Raw genomic sequence first — 17,484 nt, forward strand, 5'->3', positions numbered from 1 at the left:
ACCACGCTGATCCCATGCATGGAATCGATCCACTCCCAGGAAACGCCCTCTTTCCGCCGGGCGTTCCGTTCTCAACCCAACGATCACCGGGACGTTATCGAAGGGTGACCGATCGTCGCAGCTCAGGGGGAATCTTTACGCGGAGTTCGCCCGTGGCAACGCTTTTGCGCCATCTTGCGTCACCCGCGTCGCGCCGATGTAGTCAGGGGTGTCGATCTTGTCGAACCTGATCACCGCGCCCGTGTAAGGAGCGTTGATCATGTACCCGCCGCCCACATACATCCCCACATGGTGGATCGATCGCGGATCGTCGAGATCGTAGGCGAAGAAGACCAGATCCCCGGGGATCAGCTCGTTCCGCTTAGGGTGCGGCCCGGCGTTCCACTGGTCATTGGCAACGCGCGGGAGATCGATCCCGACGGTCTTGTACGCCGCCTTGGTGAGCCCCGAGCAGTCGAACCGGCCGCCCTGCTCGGGCGTACCGTTCCCGCCCCACAGATACTCCTTGCCGAGCTGCTTCTGCGCGAAGTAGATCGCCCCGGCCGACTGCTGCGAGGGGCGCACCCGCTGGACGGGGGCCTCGAAGCTCTTGGCGAGGGTGGTGATCGTCTTCACGTAGTTCTGAGTCTCACGGTACGGCGGCACCCCACCGTGCTTGATCACGGCATAGGCACCGGCGTTGTACGAGGCCAGCATGTTGTGCGTGGCGTTGCCCGGTACGTCCTTCACATACTTGGCGAGCGAGCAGTCGTAGGCGGCCGCCGAAGCGATGGCGTCCTTGGGATCCCAGATGTCCCGGTCGCCGTCCTTGTCGCCGTCCACCCCGTGGGTGGCCCAGGTGGCGGGGATGAACTGCGCTATCCCCTTGGCGTTGGCCGGGCTCTGCGCCTTCGCGTTCCACCCGCTCTCCTGGTAGAGCTGCGCGGCCAGGAGCGCGGGGTTGATGGCGGGGCAGCTATTGCCCCACTTCTGGACGAGCGGCTCGTACGCGGCCGGGACGGCGCCCTTGGCCAACCCGACGGTCCCGCCGCTGCCGCCGCCGGTCAGATCCGCGGCGACCATATAGGTGCCGACGACCAGCAGACCGACGAACGAGGACGTGACCCCGAGACCGACACTGACGCCCAGCCAGACCTTGCGCACCCGGCCATCCTCCCCCATCCACCCCCCGTACGAACGCGTTTCCGCACGCACGGCGAAATCCAGCCGCTTCCCAGCCGAAACCTTACGGCGGCCCCGCGGCACGCGCCCCCCATGCCTCGCCGCTCCGCCCTCTGCCGCCTTCCACCGGGCCGTGGAACGCGTAGAGTCCGGCGCGTCCGAGCCGCCCGAACCACATCCGGGGGAAGCAGAGATGACGCAGCTCGACTGGCAGCGGGCCCCGGCCGGCGACGGCGAGCCGGGCACCGCCCGCCTGGAGGTGGCCGTGGGCCCGGACGGCCGGATCCACCTGCGGGAGAGCGACGCCCCGCAGACCGTTGTCATCACCACCCATGCCAAGTGGATTGCGTTCGTCAAGGGAGTCAAGGCCGGCGAGTTCGACGACTTCACCGAGGGGTGAGGACGGGTGACGAGCCGTCGGGGCGACTCCGGACGGGTGGACCGGGGGCGCCGAACGGCGTGCCCGACCGGCGTGTCGGGGGACGCAGCACTGGCCCCGATGGCGGTCACTGATCGTTGCCCGGCGCCCAGGTGCGTGATACACAGAGTAACCATAGGGCCTTGTTTTGACGCACCTCGCCCACCGGACAGACCGCAGTGGTCCACAACACGTGCGAGATCCGCCAAGAAATGCCGCCAAGTCGACATGCGGAAGCGGAATCGTCAGCGAAGATAGAGACTGACCCACGCCATGACGGCGAGGCAGATACAACTACCCATAAGGGGCGGTGAGTTCAAATGTTCCTAGCGGCCGAAAAGGGCGACATCAACACCATCATCGGCGGAATCGCCCCAGACTGGGGCCCCTTCGGGAGCCTTGGCAGCGAGGCCCGCGTGATGATCGAGGTCGTGATGGCCGTCGCGCTGCTGCTCTGCTTCGGCATCGCGATCTGGGGCGCTGCCAAGCAGCGGATCGGCGCGACGGCACTGCGCGACACCTTCAGCGCGGAGCAGGGCAAGGGGCTGATCGTCGCCGGCCTGACCGGTGTCTTCATCATCGGTTCACTGGGCACTCTCTTCACGATCGTGTACGGCATGGCCATCTAGCCCCGCCCCGGAGCGGCGGAAGCGCCGGGCAGAGGAGCGCGGAACCGGCGGACGAGCCGGAACACGGAGCACGCTCCGCCCTTCAAGCCCCGGAGCCGCCCCTCGTATCCGGCGTACGCCCCCGCTCCCGAGCCTCCGCCCCCGATCCCCTCTACCGGCCCCACTCCCGTTACCCGAGGCTGCTCCCCGATGCCCGCTCCGATGCCCGCTCTCCTCGCTGAGGTCGTGTCAGCTTGATGTCCACTCACACCACCGCGCCCGAGCGTCAGTCCACGCCGTTACCGTCGTACAGGGGTGGCGGAAGAACGACCATGGTCGACGCGGCCGGTACGGGCGGCCGGATCGGCCCGGTCGGCGGCAGGCTTGGCACGGTTGAAGGGGCGTACGCACGATGAGTCTCGGCGGCGACGACGGATACGGCGGCGACTACGACGGCCACGACACGGGCCGCGCCCGCGGCGCGGCCTCCGGCGACCACCTCACACGCACCCGCCTGCCCGAAGGCGACGGCGACCCCTACGGCCCACCCCGCCGCGGCGCCGGCCGCGCGGCGAAGCCCAGCCGCAATCTGGTCACCGTGGTCGGCGTTGTTGTCCTCCTCCTCGCCGCCATCGCCTTCGTCAACCGAGGCGGCGGCAAGGACGGCGACTCCGACAGCGGCACCACGGGCGGCACCAGCGCCGACAGCCAGCCCACCACCCCCACGGGCCAGCGCCCGGTCGAGGGCAAGAACAGCGTGACGGGCATCGCGTCCGGCTTCCCCAAGACCGAACAGGGGGCGCAGAGCGCGGCGGCGAATTACGCGGTGGCGCTGACGTCGGCGGACATGCTGAAGCAGGATGCACGGCATGAACTGGTGCCGGAGATCTTCACACCTTCGGTGGCAGGATCGCTCCAGGCCAAGCTGGACAAAGCGTATTCGGCCGATTCACTGCGGAAGATCGGTTTGAACGCGGAGGGCCAAGCGCCTGACGGGATGACGTACGTCTCGCGCAGCGCCCCCATCGGGACCAAGGTCAGCAAGTTCGCGGGCACCGCGGCGACGGTCGAGGTCTGGTGCACCGGGGTGTTCGGCACAGCCGGTGAGGGTTCGAAGACCCCGGTCGCCAACGACTGGTTCACCATGACGCTGAAGCTCCGCTGGGTGGGCGGTGACTGGAAGACGGAAAGCTACTCCCAGAAGAACGGGCCAGCCCCTGTCAACAGCGACCGCAGAGCGTCCAGCGCCGACGAAATCGCCAAGGCAGTCGAGCAGTATGGAGGGTTCACCTATGCCCGCTAGCCCGCGCCGCCGCATTCTGACGCTCACGGGCGCCCTGGCAGCCCTTCAGGCGACCGCCGTGCTGCTCGCAACCCGTGCGACCGCGGCTCCCGCTCCCACGCCGAGTCCGTCGGGCGGCACGCAGGACGACTGTGAGCTCCTGCTCGGCCAGGTTCGGGAGAACTGCGAGAAGAACAACGGCGGTGGCGGCGGCTCCAGCGGCCCCCCCGACCCCTCCAACCCCCTCGACCCCGCCGCCTCCCTCGCCCGCGGCTGTGCCGACGCCGCCGCCTGGCTCGTCGGCAAGCTCTCCAAGCTGGTCAAAGAGACCGCCAACGTCGACTTCACCAACGAAGCCTTCCTCCGCCAGTACGCCGTCGTCTTCGCCGCCTCGACCGTCCTGACCCTCATCCTCTGGCTCCTCGCCGTCGCCAAGCGCGCCATCCGCGGCGTCCCGCTCGGGGAGGCGCTCTCCGAAGCCATAGGTTTCCTCTGGCTGACGGTCCTGGCCTCCGCCTTCACCCCGCTCATCCTCTATACGGTTGTCACCGCGACCGACGCCGTCACCGAAGCCATCGCCTCCGGCACCGGTGCGGACAACGACGCCTTCTTCGGCTCGTTCTCGGAAGCCCTCAAAAAGGACGAGGACATCGGCGGCGGCCCCATCATGCTCATCGTCGTCTCCCTCGTGACGATCCTCGCCGCCGGCGTGCTCTGCCTCGAGCTGGTCATCCGCGCCGCCCTGCTCTACGTCGGCGCCCTGCTCGGCACCGCCGTCTACTCCGGCCTGGTCGACAAGAACATGTGGGGCCACGTCCGCCGCTGGGCCGGAATCATGATCGCCGTGATCCTCGTCAAGCCGGTGGTCGTGACGGTCCTCGCCCTCGCCGGGGCGCTCTCCACCTCCGGAGACGAGCCCGACGCCTTCTCGGCCGTCGTCTCCGGCCTCTCCATCATCATCCTCGCCATCTTCGCCAGCGCGATGATCTACCGCTTCGTGCCCGGCTTCGGCGACGAGATCGTCAAGGCCCGCAGCGCCAGCGCCGACCCGGCCTCCCGCCAGGCCGCCGCCATCATCAGCTCCCCCGCCGCCCTGGTAAAGCAGGGCATCAACACCCACAGCGCCCGCGGCGGAGGCGACAGCGGCTCGGGCGGCGGCTCGGCGCAGTCCAAGCCCGCCAACCCCGTCTCCGGCGGCGTGGCCGCCCACAGCACCCGCTCCGCCGGAGGCGGAGGCGGCGGAAGCAGCAGCGGCAGCCCCGGCGGAGGCGGCGGAGCCTCCGCCACCAGCCGCACCGGCCACCCCGGCGGCAGCCGCGGCAGCGCCCCCCGCACCCCCAACCGCAGCTCCGGCAACACCCCGGGAGGTGACCGGCGGTGACGCTCGACGCCCAGACGCATCCCGTCCACGCGACCCGACGCACCTATCTGATCGGCCGCGCCCGCCCCAACGCGATCGTCGGCAAGAACCGCGAGACCGGCGAGATCGCCCTGATCATCGGGGGCGCGTTCGTCGGCATGATGTGCGGGCTGGCGGTGCAGGTGCTCATCGTGCGCATCGTCGCCCTGGTCGGCTTCCCCACCCTCGCCCTCGCCGCCGTGTACGTGCCGTACAACGGCCGTACCTTCTACCGGTGGTTCGAGATCAACCGTTCCTACAAGCGTGCCGTCCGCAAGGGCACCACCGCCTACCGCTCCTCCGCCGCCGAAGCCGGCACCCGGTTCGACGGCCGTGAGGTCGAGGTCGGCCCGCCCCCCGGTATCGGCCGGATCAGCTGGCTGGCCGCCCCCTTCGGCCCCGACGAGATCGCCGTGCTGCTGCACGCCGACCGCCGCACCGTCACCGCCGCCATCGAGATCGAGGGCCCCGGCGTCGGTCTGCGCGACAGCGAGGACCAGGAGGCCCTCGTCGACCGGTTCGGGACCCTCCTCAAGCATGTGGCCAACGGCGACGGCTTTGTGACGCGCCTCCAGATGCTGGCCCGCACCCTCCCCGCCGACCCCGACGCCCACGCCAAGGACGTCGAGCGCCGCGGCGACCGCGACGCGCCCCGCTGGCTCAAGGACTCCTACGACCAGCTCCAGTCCATGGTCTCGACCTCCTCCGAGCAGCACCGCGCCTATCTCGTCGCCTGTATGCACTACACCCGCGAGCTGGCCGCCGAGGCCCAGGCCATCGCCCGCGCCACCCGCCACAGCTCCGGCGGCCGCCGTCTCGACAAGGACGCGGGCCTGGCCGTTGTCATGGCGCGCGAGCTGACCGACATCTGCGCCCGGCTCGCCGAGGCCGACATCCGCGTCCGCCAGCCCCTGGGGCAGGGCCGGCTGGCCTCGCTGATCCACTCCATGTACGACCCGGACCACCCCATCGACCACATCCAGGCCATGACCAAGCGGAACGCCTGGCCCGCCGAGCTGGACGCGATGGAGCCCACCTACCTCCAGGCCAAGACGCGCGAGTCCAGCACCCGCGACCCCTGGTGCCACGCCACCGCGTGGGTGAAGGAGTGGCCCATGACGCCCGTCGGGGTCAACTTCCTCGCCCCGCTCCTCGTCCACACCCCCGATGTCATCCGTACGGTCGCGGTCTGTATGGACCTTGAGCCCACCGAGGTCGCCATCGAGCGGATGCTCACCGAGAAGACCAACGACGAGGCCGAGGCCAGCCGCGCCGCGAAGATGAACCGCACCGTGGACCCCCGTGACATCGCCGCTCACGGCCGTCTGGACCAGCGTGGCGAGGACCTCGCCAGCGGCGCCGCGGGCGTCAACCTCGTCGGTTACATCACCGTCTCCTCCCGCTCACCGGAGGCACTGGCGCGTGACAAGCGGACCATCCGGGCCTCGGCGGGGAAGAGCTATCTCAAGCTGGAGTGGTGCGACCGTGAGCACCACCGGGCTTTTGTGAACACGCTGCCGTTCGCGACCGGCATCCGCCGATAGAGCCAACAGATCCAGTAGAGCAGTTAGAGACGACTGGGACGACAGGGACGATAGGGGCTCCGCCGTGGCCGATCCGATGAGCGCTCTCACCGAAGCGTTCACCACCTTTCTGTTCGGAAAGGTGGAGACCACACGGCTGCCCGTCCGCACCTCCACCGGGCAGGCACAGGCCGTCTATCTCCCCACCGCGGCACCCGGCCTCGGGGACTCCGGCGTCGTCATCGGGCGCGAGGTGTACTCCGGGAAGGGCTATATCTACGACCCCTTCCAGCTCTACGGACAGCAGCTGCCCGCCCCGCACTGGCTGGTGCTCGGCGAGTCCGGGAACGGCAAGTCGGCCCTGGAGAAGACCTACGTCCTGCGCCAGCTGCGGTTCCGCGACCGCCAGGTCGTGGTGCTGGACGCCCAGGGCGAGGACGGTGTGGGCGAGTGGAACCTCATCGCCGAGGAGCTCGGCATAACGCCCATCCGGCTCGACCCCATGGCGGCCCTGGACGGCGGAATCCGCCTCAACCCCCTGGATCCGTCCATCACCACCACCGGTCAGCTCGCCCTGCTCCGCACCATCATCGAGGTCGCGATGGGCCACGGGCTCGACGAGCGCTCCGGATTCGCCCTGAAGGTCGCGCACGCGTACGTCAACGAGACCATCGTCGACCGTCAGCCGGTCCTCACCGACATCGTCGAGCAGCTGCGGCACCCCGAGGCCGAGTCCGCCGAGGCGATGAACGTCGACATAGACGATGTACGGGCCTGGGGCCTTGATGTCGCCCTCGTCCTGGACCGGCTGGTCGACGGTGACCTCCGCGGCATGTTCGACGGAGCGACCACGGCCGGAATCGACCTCGACGCGCCCCTTATCGTCTTTGACCTCTCCCATATCGACCGCAATTCGATCGCGATGCCGATCCTCATGGCCATCGTGGGCGTCTGGCTGGAGCACACCTGGATCCGGCCGGACCGCAAGAAGCGCATCTTCCTGGTCGAAGAGGCGTGGCACATCATCAACTCGCCGTTCGTCGCCCAGCTCTTCCAGCGGCTGCTGAAGTTCGGCCGACGGCTCGGTCTGTCCTTCGTCGCCGTTGTCCACCACCTCTCCGACGTGGTCGACGGCGCGGCGGCGCGGGAAGCCGCGGCGATCCTCAAGATGGCGTCCACCCGGACCATCTACGCCCAGAAGGCGGACGAGGCGCGCGCGACGGGGCGGGTGCTGGGCCTGCCCCGCTGGGCGGTCGAGATCATCCCGACGCTCTCGCCCGGTATCGCGGTCTGGGACGTCAACGGCAACGTACAGGTCGTCAAGCACCTGATCACCGAGGCCGAGCGACCCCTGGTCTACACCGACCGGGCCATGACGGAGGACGCGCTGGCCGTCCAGATGGCGGCCGAAGCTGAGGCCGAGGAGCGGGCCGCGGCGGCGGTCGAGGCAGCGGAGGCGGATGCATACGGCGGACCGTCGTACGGATCCACGGTGGCATGACATGACAGCGGGGCTGAACCGCGGCGGACCCGCGGAGCGCGGGAGACCTCCAGGCCCGGAGCACGGCATTCCGGACGGGCTGCTGGTCGGCGTCATGGCATTCCTGCTGGGCTTGACCTGTCTGGTGTGGTCGGCGACCGGCCTGGCCGGACTCTTCGCCCACGGGTCCTGGCCGGACGGCCTGGCCTTCATGCGTACGCCCCTGGCGCTGCGTCATCTCGTCGAGGAGCCGCACAACCTCGCGGCGGCATGGCCCGACACCCCGAAGGCGCAACTGTCGGGGTACGGTCTCTTCTGGGGCCTCTTCATCAGCGAGCTGATGGTGCTGATCGTGCTGACGATCTTCACGGTCGGCACGGTGACCCGCTACCGCGCGGTCCGCGCCAGACGCCGCGCCGAGGCCGCGCAGGCCAAGGCGGAAGCCACGGCACCGGGGGCGGTGAACGACAGGCCCGAACCGACCCCACCCGCGCGGCCCGCGGGGAGGGCGTACGAGACCGCCGGGTACGGCTCAGCGGACCCTGGCCCCGGCAGCCCCCGCGACGCGACAACGGCACCGCCCGCGGGCGGCCCGGCGCTTCCGGTCCCCGGCGGCCCCCAGCCGCCAGACGTGGTCCCCGCCCCCGCGGCCTCCGCCCCCATCGCCGACCAGCGAGCGACCACGTGGGACGCACCCACCACCGACGGGGGCACCCCAGACCCCACGGTGGCGGAACAGCCGCTGCCGACGCCCCGCCCGGAGCCCGCGACCGCAGCCCTCCCCAACGGGGAGCTGAGCCGGTCCCAGGTGCTCTTCGGCGCACAGCGCGGTACGTCGGCCACCGAAGCCGTCCTGGAGGCTGTCGGCCCCGTCCTCGTGGTCACCAGCGACGCCGCGCTCTGGTCCTCGACCAAGGACGCCCGGGCCAAGTTCGGCCCCACCCATGTCTTCGACCCCTCGCACCTCCTCGACACCCCGGCCCGGCTGCGCTGGAACCCGGCGGCAGACTGCGGGTCCCGCGATATCGCGGCCGCGCGCGCCGCTGCGCTCCTCGCTCCCGTACGCCCCGCGCACGCCATGGACAGGCCCATGGCGGAGGCCGCGGAGACGCTGCTCCGCTGCTGGCTGCACGCCGCGGCGGTGGACGGCCGCCCCTTCCGCCATGTGCACCGCTGGGCACAGGGCAACTCCGCACATGAGCCCGTACGGATCCTGCGGACGAACCCCAAGGCGGCGGGCGGTACGGCGGGGGAGTTGGAGGCCACGCTCACCGCGCACCCCGAACGGCGCGACCTGGCACAGGAACTGACGGCACGTGCGCTCGGCGCGCTGTCCTCCATCCACATCCGGGACGCCTGCAATCCGGGACGTGCCGATTCGCTCGCGCTGGAGTCATTCGTGGGCGAAGGGGGAACGCTCTACGTGATGGGCGAATCCATCGAGGATCCGCGGACCCATCCGGGTGCGATGCCCTTGCTGACCGCACTCGCCTCGCACGTGGTCGAGCACGGCCGGCGCATGGCCGAACGGTCATCCTCCGGTCGGCTCGACCCACCACTCACCCTCGTCCTCGACGACATCGCCGCCGTGGCACCGCTTCCGGCGCTTCCCGATCTGCTGGCCCAGGGCACGGCCCAGGGGCTGCCCACGCTGGCGCTGATGCGCTCTCAGGAACAGGCACGGGCACGGTGGCCGCATCGCTCCCTGGCGGCCCAGGAGCAGGGCTAATACACCGAGGACAGGACCCAAGCGCGGTGCTGGCTGGTGCGCTGGGGTCAAAGGCGGTGAACTCCAAGGCCTTGAACGTGGGCCTTGAACGGTCGTGGGCGGGTGGTGAACGCAAAAATGCCTCGGCCCCGGACACATAATGTCCAGGACCGAGGCTAAAAATTGTTCGGCGGCGTCCTACTCTCCCACAGGGTCCCCCCTGCAGTACCATCGGCGCTGAAAGGCTTAGCTTCCGGGTTCGGAATGTAACCGGGCGTTTCCCTAACGCAATGACCACCGAAACACTATAAAGTTGAACCGGAAAATTCGACACGGTTCATTACTTCAGAACCAACACAGTGGACGCGAGCAACTGAGGACAAGCCCTCGGCCTATTAGTACCAGTCAACTCCACCGGTCACCCGGCTTCCATATCTGGCCTATCAACCCAGTCGTCTACTGGGAGCCTTACCCTCTCAAGGAGGTGGGAGCCCTCATCTCGAAGCAGGCTTCCCGCTTAGATGCTTTCAGCGGTTATCCCTCCCGAACGTAGCCAACCAGCCATGCCCTTGGCAGGACAACTGGCACACCAGAGGTTCGTCCGTCCCGGTCCTCTCGTACTAGGGACAGCCCTTCTCAAGACTCCTACGCGCACAGCGGATAGGGACCGAACTGTCTCACGACGTTCTAAACCCAGCTCGCGTACCGCTTTAATGGGCGAACAGCCCAACCCTTGGGACCGACTCCAGCCCCAGGATGCGACGAGCCGACATCGAGGTGCCAAACCATCCCGTCGATATGGACTCTTGGGGAAGATCAGCCTGTTATCCCCGGGGTACCTTTTATCCGTTGAGCGACGGCGCTTCCACAAGCCACCGCCGGATCACTAGTCCCGACTTTCGTCCCTGCTCGACCCGTCAGTCTCACAGTCAAGCTCCCTTGTGCACTTACACTCAACACCTGATTGCCAACCAGGCTGAGGGAACCTTTGGGCGCCTCCGTTACCCTTTAGGAGGCAACCGCCCCAGTTAAACTACCCACCAGACACTGTCCCTGATCCGGATCACGGACCCAGGTTAGACATCCAGCACGACCAGAGTGGTATTTCAACAACGACTCCACACTGACTGGCGTCAGCGCTTCACAGTCTCCCACCTATCCTACACAAGCCGAACCGAACACCAATATCAAGCTATAGTAAAGGTCCCGGGGTCTTTCCGTCCTGCTGCGCGAAACGAGCATCTTTACTCGTAATGCAATTTCACCGGGCCTATGGTTGAGACAGTCGAGAAGTCGTTACGCCATTCGTGCAGGTCGGAACTTACCCGACAAGGAATTTCGCTACCTTAGGATGGTTATAGTTACCACCGCCGTTTACTGGCGCTTAAGTTCTCAGCTTCGCCAACCCGAAGGTCGACTAACCGGTCCCCTTAACGTTCCAGCACCGGGCAGGCGTCAGTCCGTATACATCGCCTTACGGCTTCGCACGGACCTGTGTTTTTAGTAAACAGTCGCTTCTCGCTGGTCTCTGCGGCCACCACCAGCTCCGGAGGTAAACTCCATCACCAGCAATGGCCCCCCTTCTCCCGAAGTTACGGGGGCATTTTGCCGAGTTCCTTAACCATAGTTCACCCGAACGCCTCGGTATTCTCTACCTGACCACCTGAGTCGGTTTAGGGTACGGGCCGCCATGAAACTCGCTAGAGGCTTTTCTCGACAGCATAGGATCATCCACTTCACCACAATCGGCTCGGCATCAGGTCTCAGCCCTATATGTGCGACGGATTTACCTACCGCACGGCCTACACCCTTACCCCGGGACAACCACCGCCCGGGCTGGACTACCTTCCTGCGTCACCCCATCACTTACCTACTACCACCTAGGGTCAGCGGCTCCACCACTCCCCCTCACTCCGAAGAGATCAGAGGCGGCTTCACGGCCTTAGCATCAGAGGATTCGATATTGGACGCTTCAAAGCGGGTACCGGAATATCAACCGGTTGTCCATCGACTACGCCTGTCGGCCTCGCCTTAGGTCCCGACTTACCCTGGGCAGATCAGCTTGACCCAGGAACCCTTAGTCAATCGGCGCACACGTTTCCCACGTGTGTATCGCTACTCATGCCTGCATTCTCACTCGTGAACCATCCACAACTCGCTTACACGGCTGCTTCACCCGGCACACGACGCTCCCCTACCCAACCCAGCCCCCGTTAGGGGTACATGCTGGATTGACACGACTTCGGCGGTATACTTGAGCCCCGCTACATTGTCGGCGCGGAATCACTTGACCAGTGAGCTATTACGCACTCTTTCAAGGATGGCTGCTTCTAAGCCAACCTCCTGGTTGTCTCTGCGACTCCACATCCTTTCCCACTTAGCATACGCTTAGGGGCCTTAGTCGATGCTCTGGGCTGTTTCCCTCTCGACCATGGAGCTTATCCCCCACAGTCTCACTGCCGCGCTCTCACTTACCGGCATTCGGAGTTTGGCTAAGGTCAGTAACCCGGTAGGGCCCATCGCCTATCCAGTGCTCTACCTCCGGCAAGAAACACACGACGCTGCACCTAAATGCATTTCGGGGAGAACCAGCTATCACGGAGTTTGATTGGCCTTTCACCCCTAACCACAGGTCATCCCCCAGGTTTTCAACCCTGGTGGGTTCGGTCCTCCACGAAGTCTTACCTCCGCTTCAACCTGCCCATGGCTAGATCACTCCGCTTCGGGTCTTGAGCGTGCTACTCAACCGCCCTATTCGGACTCGCTTTCGCTACGGCTTCCCCACACGGGTTAACCTCGCAACACACCGCAAACTCGCAGGCTCATTCTTCAAAAGGCACGCAGTCACGACGCAGAGACAAGTCTCTGCGCGACGCTCCCACGGCTTGTAGGCACACGGTTTCAGGTACTATTTCACTCCGCTCCCGCGGTACTTTTCACCATTCCCTCACGGTACTATCCGCTATCGGTCACCAGGGAATATTTAGGCTTAGCGGGTGGTCCCGCCAGATTCACACGGGATTTCTCGGGCCCCGTGCTACTTGGGTGGTTCTCAAGCAAGTTGCCGACATTTCAGCTACGGGGGTCTTACCCTCTACGCCGGGCCTTTCGCATGCCCTTCGCCTACATCAACAATTTCTGACTCACCGACCGGCCGGCAGACCGATCAAGAGAACTCCCACAACCCCGCATGCGCAACCCCTGCCGGGTATCACACACATACGGTTTGGCCTCATCCAGTTTCGCTCGCCACTACTCCCGGAATCACGGTTGTTTTCTCTTCCTGCGGGTACTGAGATGTTTCACTTCCCCGCGTTCCCTCCACACTGCCTATGTGTTCAGCAGCGGGTGACAGCCCATGACGACTGCCGGGTTTCCCCATTCGGACACCCCCGGATCAAAGCTCGGTTGACAGCTCCCCGGGGCCTATCGCGGCCTCCCACGTCCTTCATCGGTTCCTGGTGCCAAGGCATCCACCGTGCGCCCTTAAAAACTTGGCCACAGATGCTCGCGTCCACTGTGCAGTTCTCAAATAACGACCCGTGACCCGTCACCCACACCACACGGCATGGAACACCGGGACCGGCCGAAGGACAAACCCATACGAGTCCGTACCCTCAGACACCCAACAGCGTGCCCGACACCCCTCATCCATCCCACTGCGTTCCACGCCGAAGCAGTACTAACAGGAAACATCCAAGAAGTGCCGAGTAGTCAACGTTCCACCCATGAGCAACCGTGCAAGACACTTGCTTGCAGTCGGCTATGTGCTCCTTAGAAAGGAGGTGATCCAGCCGCACCTTCCGGTACGGCTACCTTGTTACGACTTCGTCCCAATCGCCAGTCCCACCTTCGACGATTCCCTCCCACAAGGGGTTGGGCCACCGGCTTCGGGTGTTACCGACTTTCGTGACGTGACGGGCGGTGTGTACAAGGCCCGGGAACGTATTCACCGCAGCAATGCTGATCTGCGATTACTAGCGACTCCGACTTCATGGGGTCGAGTTGCAGACCCCAATCCGAACTGAGACCGGCTTTTTGAGATTCGCTCCACCTCGCGGCTTCGCAGCTCATTGTACCGGCCATTGTAGCACGTGTGCAGCCCAAGACATAAGGGGCATGATGACTTGACGTCGTCCCCACCTTCCTCCGAGTTGACCCCGGCAGTCTCCTGTGAGTCCCCATCACCCCGAAGGGCATGCTGGCAACACAGAACAAGGGTTGCGCTCGTTGCGGGACTTAACCCAACATCTCACGACACGAGCTGACGACAGCCATGCACCACCTGTACACCGACCACAAGGGGGCACCCATCTCTGGATGTTTCCGGTGTATGTCAAGCCTTGGTAAGGTTCTTCGCGTTGCGTCGAATTAAGCCACATGCTCCGCCGCTTGTGCGGGCCCCCGTCAATTCCTTTGAGTTTTAGCCTTGCGGCCGTACTCCCCAGGCGGGGAACTTAATGCGTTAGCTGCGGCACGGACAACGTGGAATGTCGCCCACACCTAGTTCCCAACGTTTACGGCGTGGACTACCAGGGTATCTAATCCTGTTCGCTCCCCACGCTTTCGCTCCTCAGCGTCAGTATCGGCCCAGAGATCCGCCTTCGCCACCGGTGTTCCTCCTGATATCTGCGCATTTCACCGCTACACCAGGAATTCCGATCTCCCCTACCGAACTCTAGCCTGCCCGTATCGAATGCAGACCCGGGGTTAAGCCCCGGGCTTTCACATCCGACGCGACAAGCCGCCTACGAGCTCTTTACGCCCAATAATTCCGGACAACGCTCGCGCCCTACGTATTACCGCGGCTGCTGGCACGTAGTTAGCCGGCGCTTCTTCTGCAGGTACCGTCACTTTCGCTTCTTCCCTGCTGAAAGAGGTTTACAACCCGAAGGCCGTCATCCCTCACGCGGCGTCGCTGCATCAGGCTTTCGCCCATTGTGCAATATTCCCCACTGCTGCCTCCCGTAGGAGTCTGGGCCGTGTCTCAGTCCCAGTGTGGCCGGTCGCCCTCTCAGGCCGGCTACCCGTCGTCGCCTTGGTAGGCCATCACCCCACCAACAAGCTGATAGGCCGCGGGCTCATCCTGCACCGCCGGAGCTTTCCACCACCAGACCATGCGGTCGGTGGTCATATCCGGTATTAGACCCCGTTTCCAGGGCTTGTCCCAGAGTGCAGGGCAGATTGCCCACGTGTTACTCACCCGTTCGCCACTAATCCCCGGCCGAAACCGGTTCATCGTTCGACTTGCATGTGTTAAGCACGCCGCCAGCGTTCGTCCTGAGCCAGGATCAAACTCTCCGTGAATGCTTCCGGGATATCCCGGCGACACTGCACGAGAGCGGAACCACCGGAGGAATAGTCCGATGGTTCACAGCGTCCTCGCTGTGTGTTTTTCAAAGGAACCTCGTCCACGAGTGGACGGGGTATCAACATATCTGGCGTTGACTTTTGGCACGCTGTTGAGTTCTCAAGGAACGGACGCTTCCTTCGAAACCGTTTCACCGGTTTCTCCGGGCGCTTCCCTTCGGTGTTTCCAACCTTACCAGATCCGTTTTCCGGTCCGTTTCCGAACCGAATTCCGTTTCCGGCCCCCTGTTGGAGCGGGGTTTCGCGCCTTCCGGCGTGTTCACTACTTTAGCGGATTCCCCCCGATGCTCATAATCGAGCTTTCGATCCGAATTCCGGCATGCCGAAATCCATCCCGATGAGGGGCCGTGCAGTAGTGGTTTGCCGCCGGTGCGGCTCGACTGCGTACCGGAGAGCCGTTAAGGCTCCGTGGCAGCTCGGAGAACATTACGGATCGGCCTGGGCAGTGTCAACCCGTGTCGGCCGTTTGCCTCAGTCGAGGTCGTTCAGCCGTCCGTCGGCGTCGGGTTGAGCCTCTTCCACCCGGCGCAGCACCCGCGTGAGCATCTCGCCGAGAGCGCCGCGCTCCTCGCTCGAGAGGTCCTGGAGCAGATCCTCCTCGAAGACCGATGCCCGGCGCATGGCCTCCAGCCACTTCTCCCGGCCGTCGACGGTCAGCTCGACGATGACCCGCACCCGATTGCTCTCATCACGCTCACGGGTGACCAGCCCCTCGTTCACCATCCGGTCGATCCGGTGGGTCATGGCGGCGGGGGTGAGCCCGAGCCGCTTGGCCAGGTCGCCGGGGCCGAGCTGGTAGGGGGAGCCGGAGAGGACAAGGGCCTTGAGGACCTCCCACTCGGCGTTGCTGATGCCGAGGGTCGCGGACTGGCGGCCGTAGGCCACGTTCATCCGCCGGTTGAGTCGGCTGAGGGCGCTGACCACCTGCTCCACCTGGGGGTCCAGGTCCTGGAATTCGCGCTGGTAGGCCGCGATCTGCTCCTCGAGGCTCAGCAGATCGTCCGGCTCGGGGGTCTCAGGCATGCCGGGCAGTATGACACGAAACTCATTGGCGCTGAAGTCCTTCGATGTGTACTCTTAACCATTGAAGTTTAGGTTCGAAGTCTTCACTCTTCGACTGTCCGCGCTTCATCCCTGTTCATCCGACACCCCTGGGCCCCCGTGGGCCCTTTTCGACCTAGGTAGGTGAGTGTGACCACCGCGATGGGCGCAGCGCTGCGCCGGATTCAGCTGGGCAACGCGCTGAGCGCGTTCGGCAACGGCTTCACTGTTCCGTTCCTCTTCGTCTATGTGGCGCAGGTGCGGGATCTTGGTGCGAATACGGCGGGCCTGGTGCTCGCCACGTTCGCGGTGGCCGCACTTGTCGTGCTGCCCTTCACCGGTCGGGTGATCGACCGGCGGGGGCCGCTGCCTGTTGCCGTCGTGGGTGCGGTCGCCGCCGCCGTCGGATCGATGGGGCTCGGGCTGGCCGCGAGTGAGCCGCTGGTGCTCGCCGCGGCCGGAGTGCTCGGCGCGGGTATGGCGGTGATCCAGCCCGCCCTGGCCACGCTGATCGTGTGGTGCTCCACGACGGTCACCCGCTCGCGCGCGTTCGCCACGCAGTTCTTCCTCAGCAACCTCGGCCTCGGCGTCGGCGGGCTGTTCGGCGGGCTGCTGGTGGACACCTCCGCGCCGTCCAGCTTTGTGCGGCTCTTCGCGATCGACGCGCTGATGTTCCTGGTGCTGGGTGCGACCGTCGCCACGGTGCGGCTGGCGAAGGCGCCGGTCTTTGAGGACGCGGTGCCGACGGACGAGAGCGTGGACGCCAAGGGCGGCTGGCGCGCCCTGCTCCGCGACCGCGCCATGGTGCAGCTGTGTGTGCTGGGCTTTGTGATGTTCTTCGCCTGCTACGGGCAGTTCGAGTCCGGGCTGGCGGCGTTCGCGGTGGAGGTCGCCCATGTCTCACCGGCGATGCTGGGTGTCGCCCTGGCCGCGAACACGGCGGTCATCGTGCTGGCGCAGTTCGTCGTGCTCAAGCTGGTCGAGCGGCGGCGGCGCAGCCGGGTGATCGCGCTGGTCGGTCTGGTGTGGACGGCCGCGTGGGTCGTCGCCGGAGCCGCCGGGCTGGTGCCGGGGAACCAGGTGCTGGGCACTGCCGCGATCGTCTCGGCGTTCGCGCTCTTCGGGCTCGGTGAGTCGATGCTGTCGCCCACCGTCGCCCCGCTGGTCGCGGATCTGGCGCCGCCGTCCCTGCTCGGGCAGTACAACTCCGCGTTCTCTCTGGTGAAGCAGCTTGCGCTGGCGGTCGGCCCGGCGGTCGGCGGGCTGATGGCCGGTGCCGGTCTGTACGGGACGTATATCGCGTCGCTGATCGTCTGCTCGCTCGGCGTCACGGTGCTGGGTCTGCGGCTGGGCCGCGCGCTCACCGCCCGGCAGGACAATCCGCTGCGGACCGTCGCCGGTGCCGTGGTGCCCGCGCCCCGTAAGGAGTCGACCGAGACGGTGGCCGCCGCGGCCTGATGCTCCGGCCGGGCCACGGCCTCAACATCGCCCTGG

10 protein-coding genes and 3 rRNA genes are annotated in these 17,484 nt (G+C 65.9%); 8 read left to right on the top strand and 5 right to left on the bottom strand.

Translation table 11 applies throughout. From position 1 onward, the window contains the following. Positions 1-135: 135 nt before the first annotated feature. Positions 136-1,143 (bottom strand): C40 family peptidase, encoded by a 1,008-nt coding sequence (locus AC4BEG_RS15325; RefSeq protein WP_490706434.1) that lies wholly within the window; start codon positions 1,141-1,143, stop codon positions 136-138. 211 nt (positions 1,144-1,354) lie between these two features. Between AC4BEG_RS15325 and AC4BEG_RS15330 the strand changes: the two genes are divergently transcribed. The 7 genes from AC4BEG_RS15330 (at position 1,355) to AC4BEG_RS15360 (ending at position 9,600) form a co-directional block, all read left to right on the top strand. Continuing rightward, entirely contained in the window at positions 1,355-1,561 is a 207-nt protein-coding gene (locus tag AC4BEG_RS15330; protein ID WP_490706435.1) for a DUF397 domain-containing protein, read from the top strand. A gap of 338 nt (positions 1,562-1,899) precedes the next feature. Beyond that, complete coding sequence (locus AC4BEG_RS15335; protein ID WP_009716148.1) at positions 1,900-2,208, top strand: DUF8827 family protein; 309 nt, start codon at positions 1,900-1,902, stop codon at positions 2,206-2,208. A 391-nt stretch (positions 2,209-2,599) separates the two neighbouring features. After that, positions 2,600-3,490 carry a DUF8175 domain-containg protein gene (locus AC4BEG_RS15340; protein ID WP_490706436.1) on the top strand — a complete coding sequence of 297 codons (891 nt, stop codon included), beginning with the start codon at positions 2,600-2,602 and terminating at the stop codon, positions 3,488-3,490. Next, positions 3,480-4,850 (top strand): hypothetical protein, encoded by a 1,371-nt coding sequence (locus tag AC4BEG_RS15345; protein ID WP_490706437.1) that lies wholly within the window; start codon positions 3,480-3,482, stop codon positions 4,848-4,850. The genes AC4BEG_RS15340 and AC4BEG_RS15345 overlap by 11 nt, the downstream gene beginning before the upstream one ends. Then, positions 4,847-6,412 (top strand): SCO6880 family protein, encoded by a 1,566-nt coding sequence (locus AC4BEG_RS15350; RefSeq protein ID WP_490706438.1) that lies wholly within the window; start codon positions 4,847-4,849, stop codon positions 6,410-6,412. The genes AC4BEG_RS15345 and AC4BEG_RS15350 overlap by 4 nt, the downstream gene beginning before the upstream one ends. A gap of 76 nt (positions 6,413-6,488) precedes the next feature. After that, complete coding sequence (locus tag AC4BEG_RS15355; RefSeq protein WP_490707091.1) at positions 6,489-7,892, top strand: ATP-binding protein; 1,404 nt, start codon at positions 6,489-6,491, stop codon at positions 7,890-7,892. 1 nt (position 7,893) lies between these two features. Further along, positions 7,894-9,600 (top strand): P-loop NTPase family protein, encoded by a 1,707-nt coding sequence (locus AC4BEG_RS15360; RefSeq protein ID WP_490706439.1) that lies wholly within the window; start codon positions 7,894-7,896, stop codon positions 9,598-9,600. A 164-nt stretch (positions 9,601-9,764) separates the two neighbouring features. On the opposite strand, the gene rrf is transcribed toward AC4BEG_RS15360, so the two are convergent. From rrf to AC4BEG_RS15380, 4 genes are all read right to left on the bottom strand, one after another. Then, positions 9,765-9,881, bottom strand: a 5S ribosomal RNA gene (gene rrf / locus AC4BEG_RS15365). Between the two features lie 73 nt (positions 9,882-9,954). Further along, a 23S ribosomal RNA gene (locus tag AC4BEG_RS15370) occupies positions 9,955-13,079 on the bottom strand. Positions 13,080-13,357: 278 nt separating this feature from the next. Then, positions 13,358-14,886: ribosomal RNA gene (locus AC4BEG_RS15375) — 16S ribosomal RNA — on the bottom strand. Together the 16S, 23S and 5S rRNA genes form the textbook arrangement of a ribosomal RNA operon. A gap of 534 nt (positions 14,887-15,420) precedes the next feature. Next, complete coding sequence (locus AC4BEG_RS15380) at positions 15,421-15,972, bottom strand: MarR family winged helix-turn-helix transcriptional regulator (RefSeq protein ID WP_490706440.1); 552 nt, start codon at positions 15,970-15,972, stop codon at positions 15,421-15,423. Between the two features lie 168 nt (positions 15,973-16,140). Here AC4BEG_RS15380 and AC4BEG_RS15385 point away from each other — a divergent pair, with 168 nt between their 5' ends. After that, positions 16,141-17,448, top strand: a complete 1,308-nt coding sequence (locus AC4BEG_RS15385) for an MFS transporter (RefSeq protein ID WP_490706441.1) — start codon at positions 16,141-16,143, stop codon at positions 17,446-17,448. Positions 17,449-17,484: the final 36 nt, after the last annotated feature.

The sequence above is a fragment of the Streptomyces sp. JLBJ103 genome, from assembly GCF_058215575.1.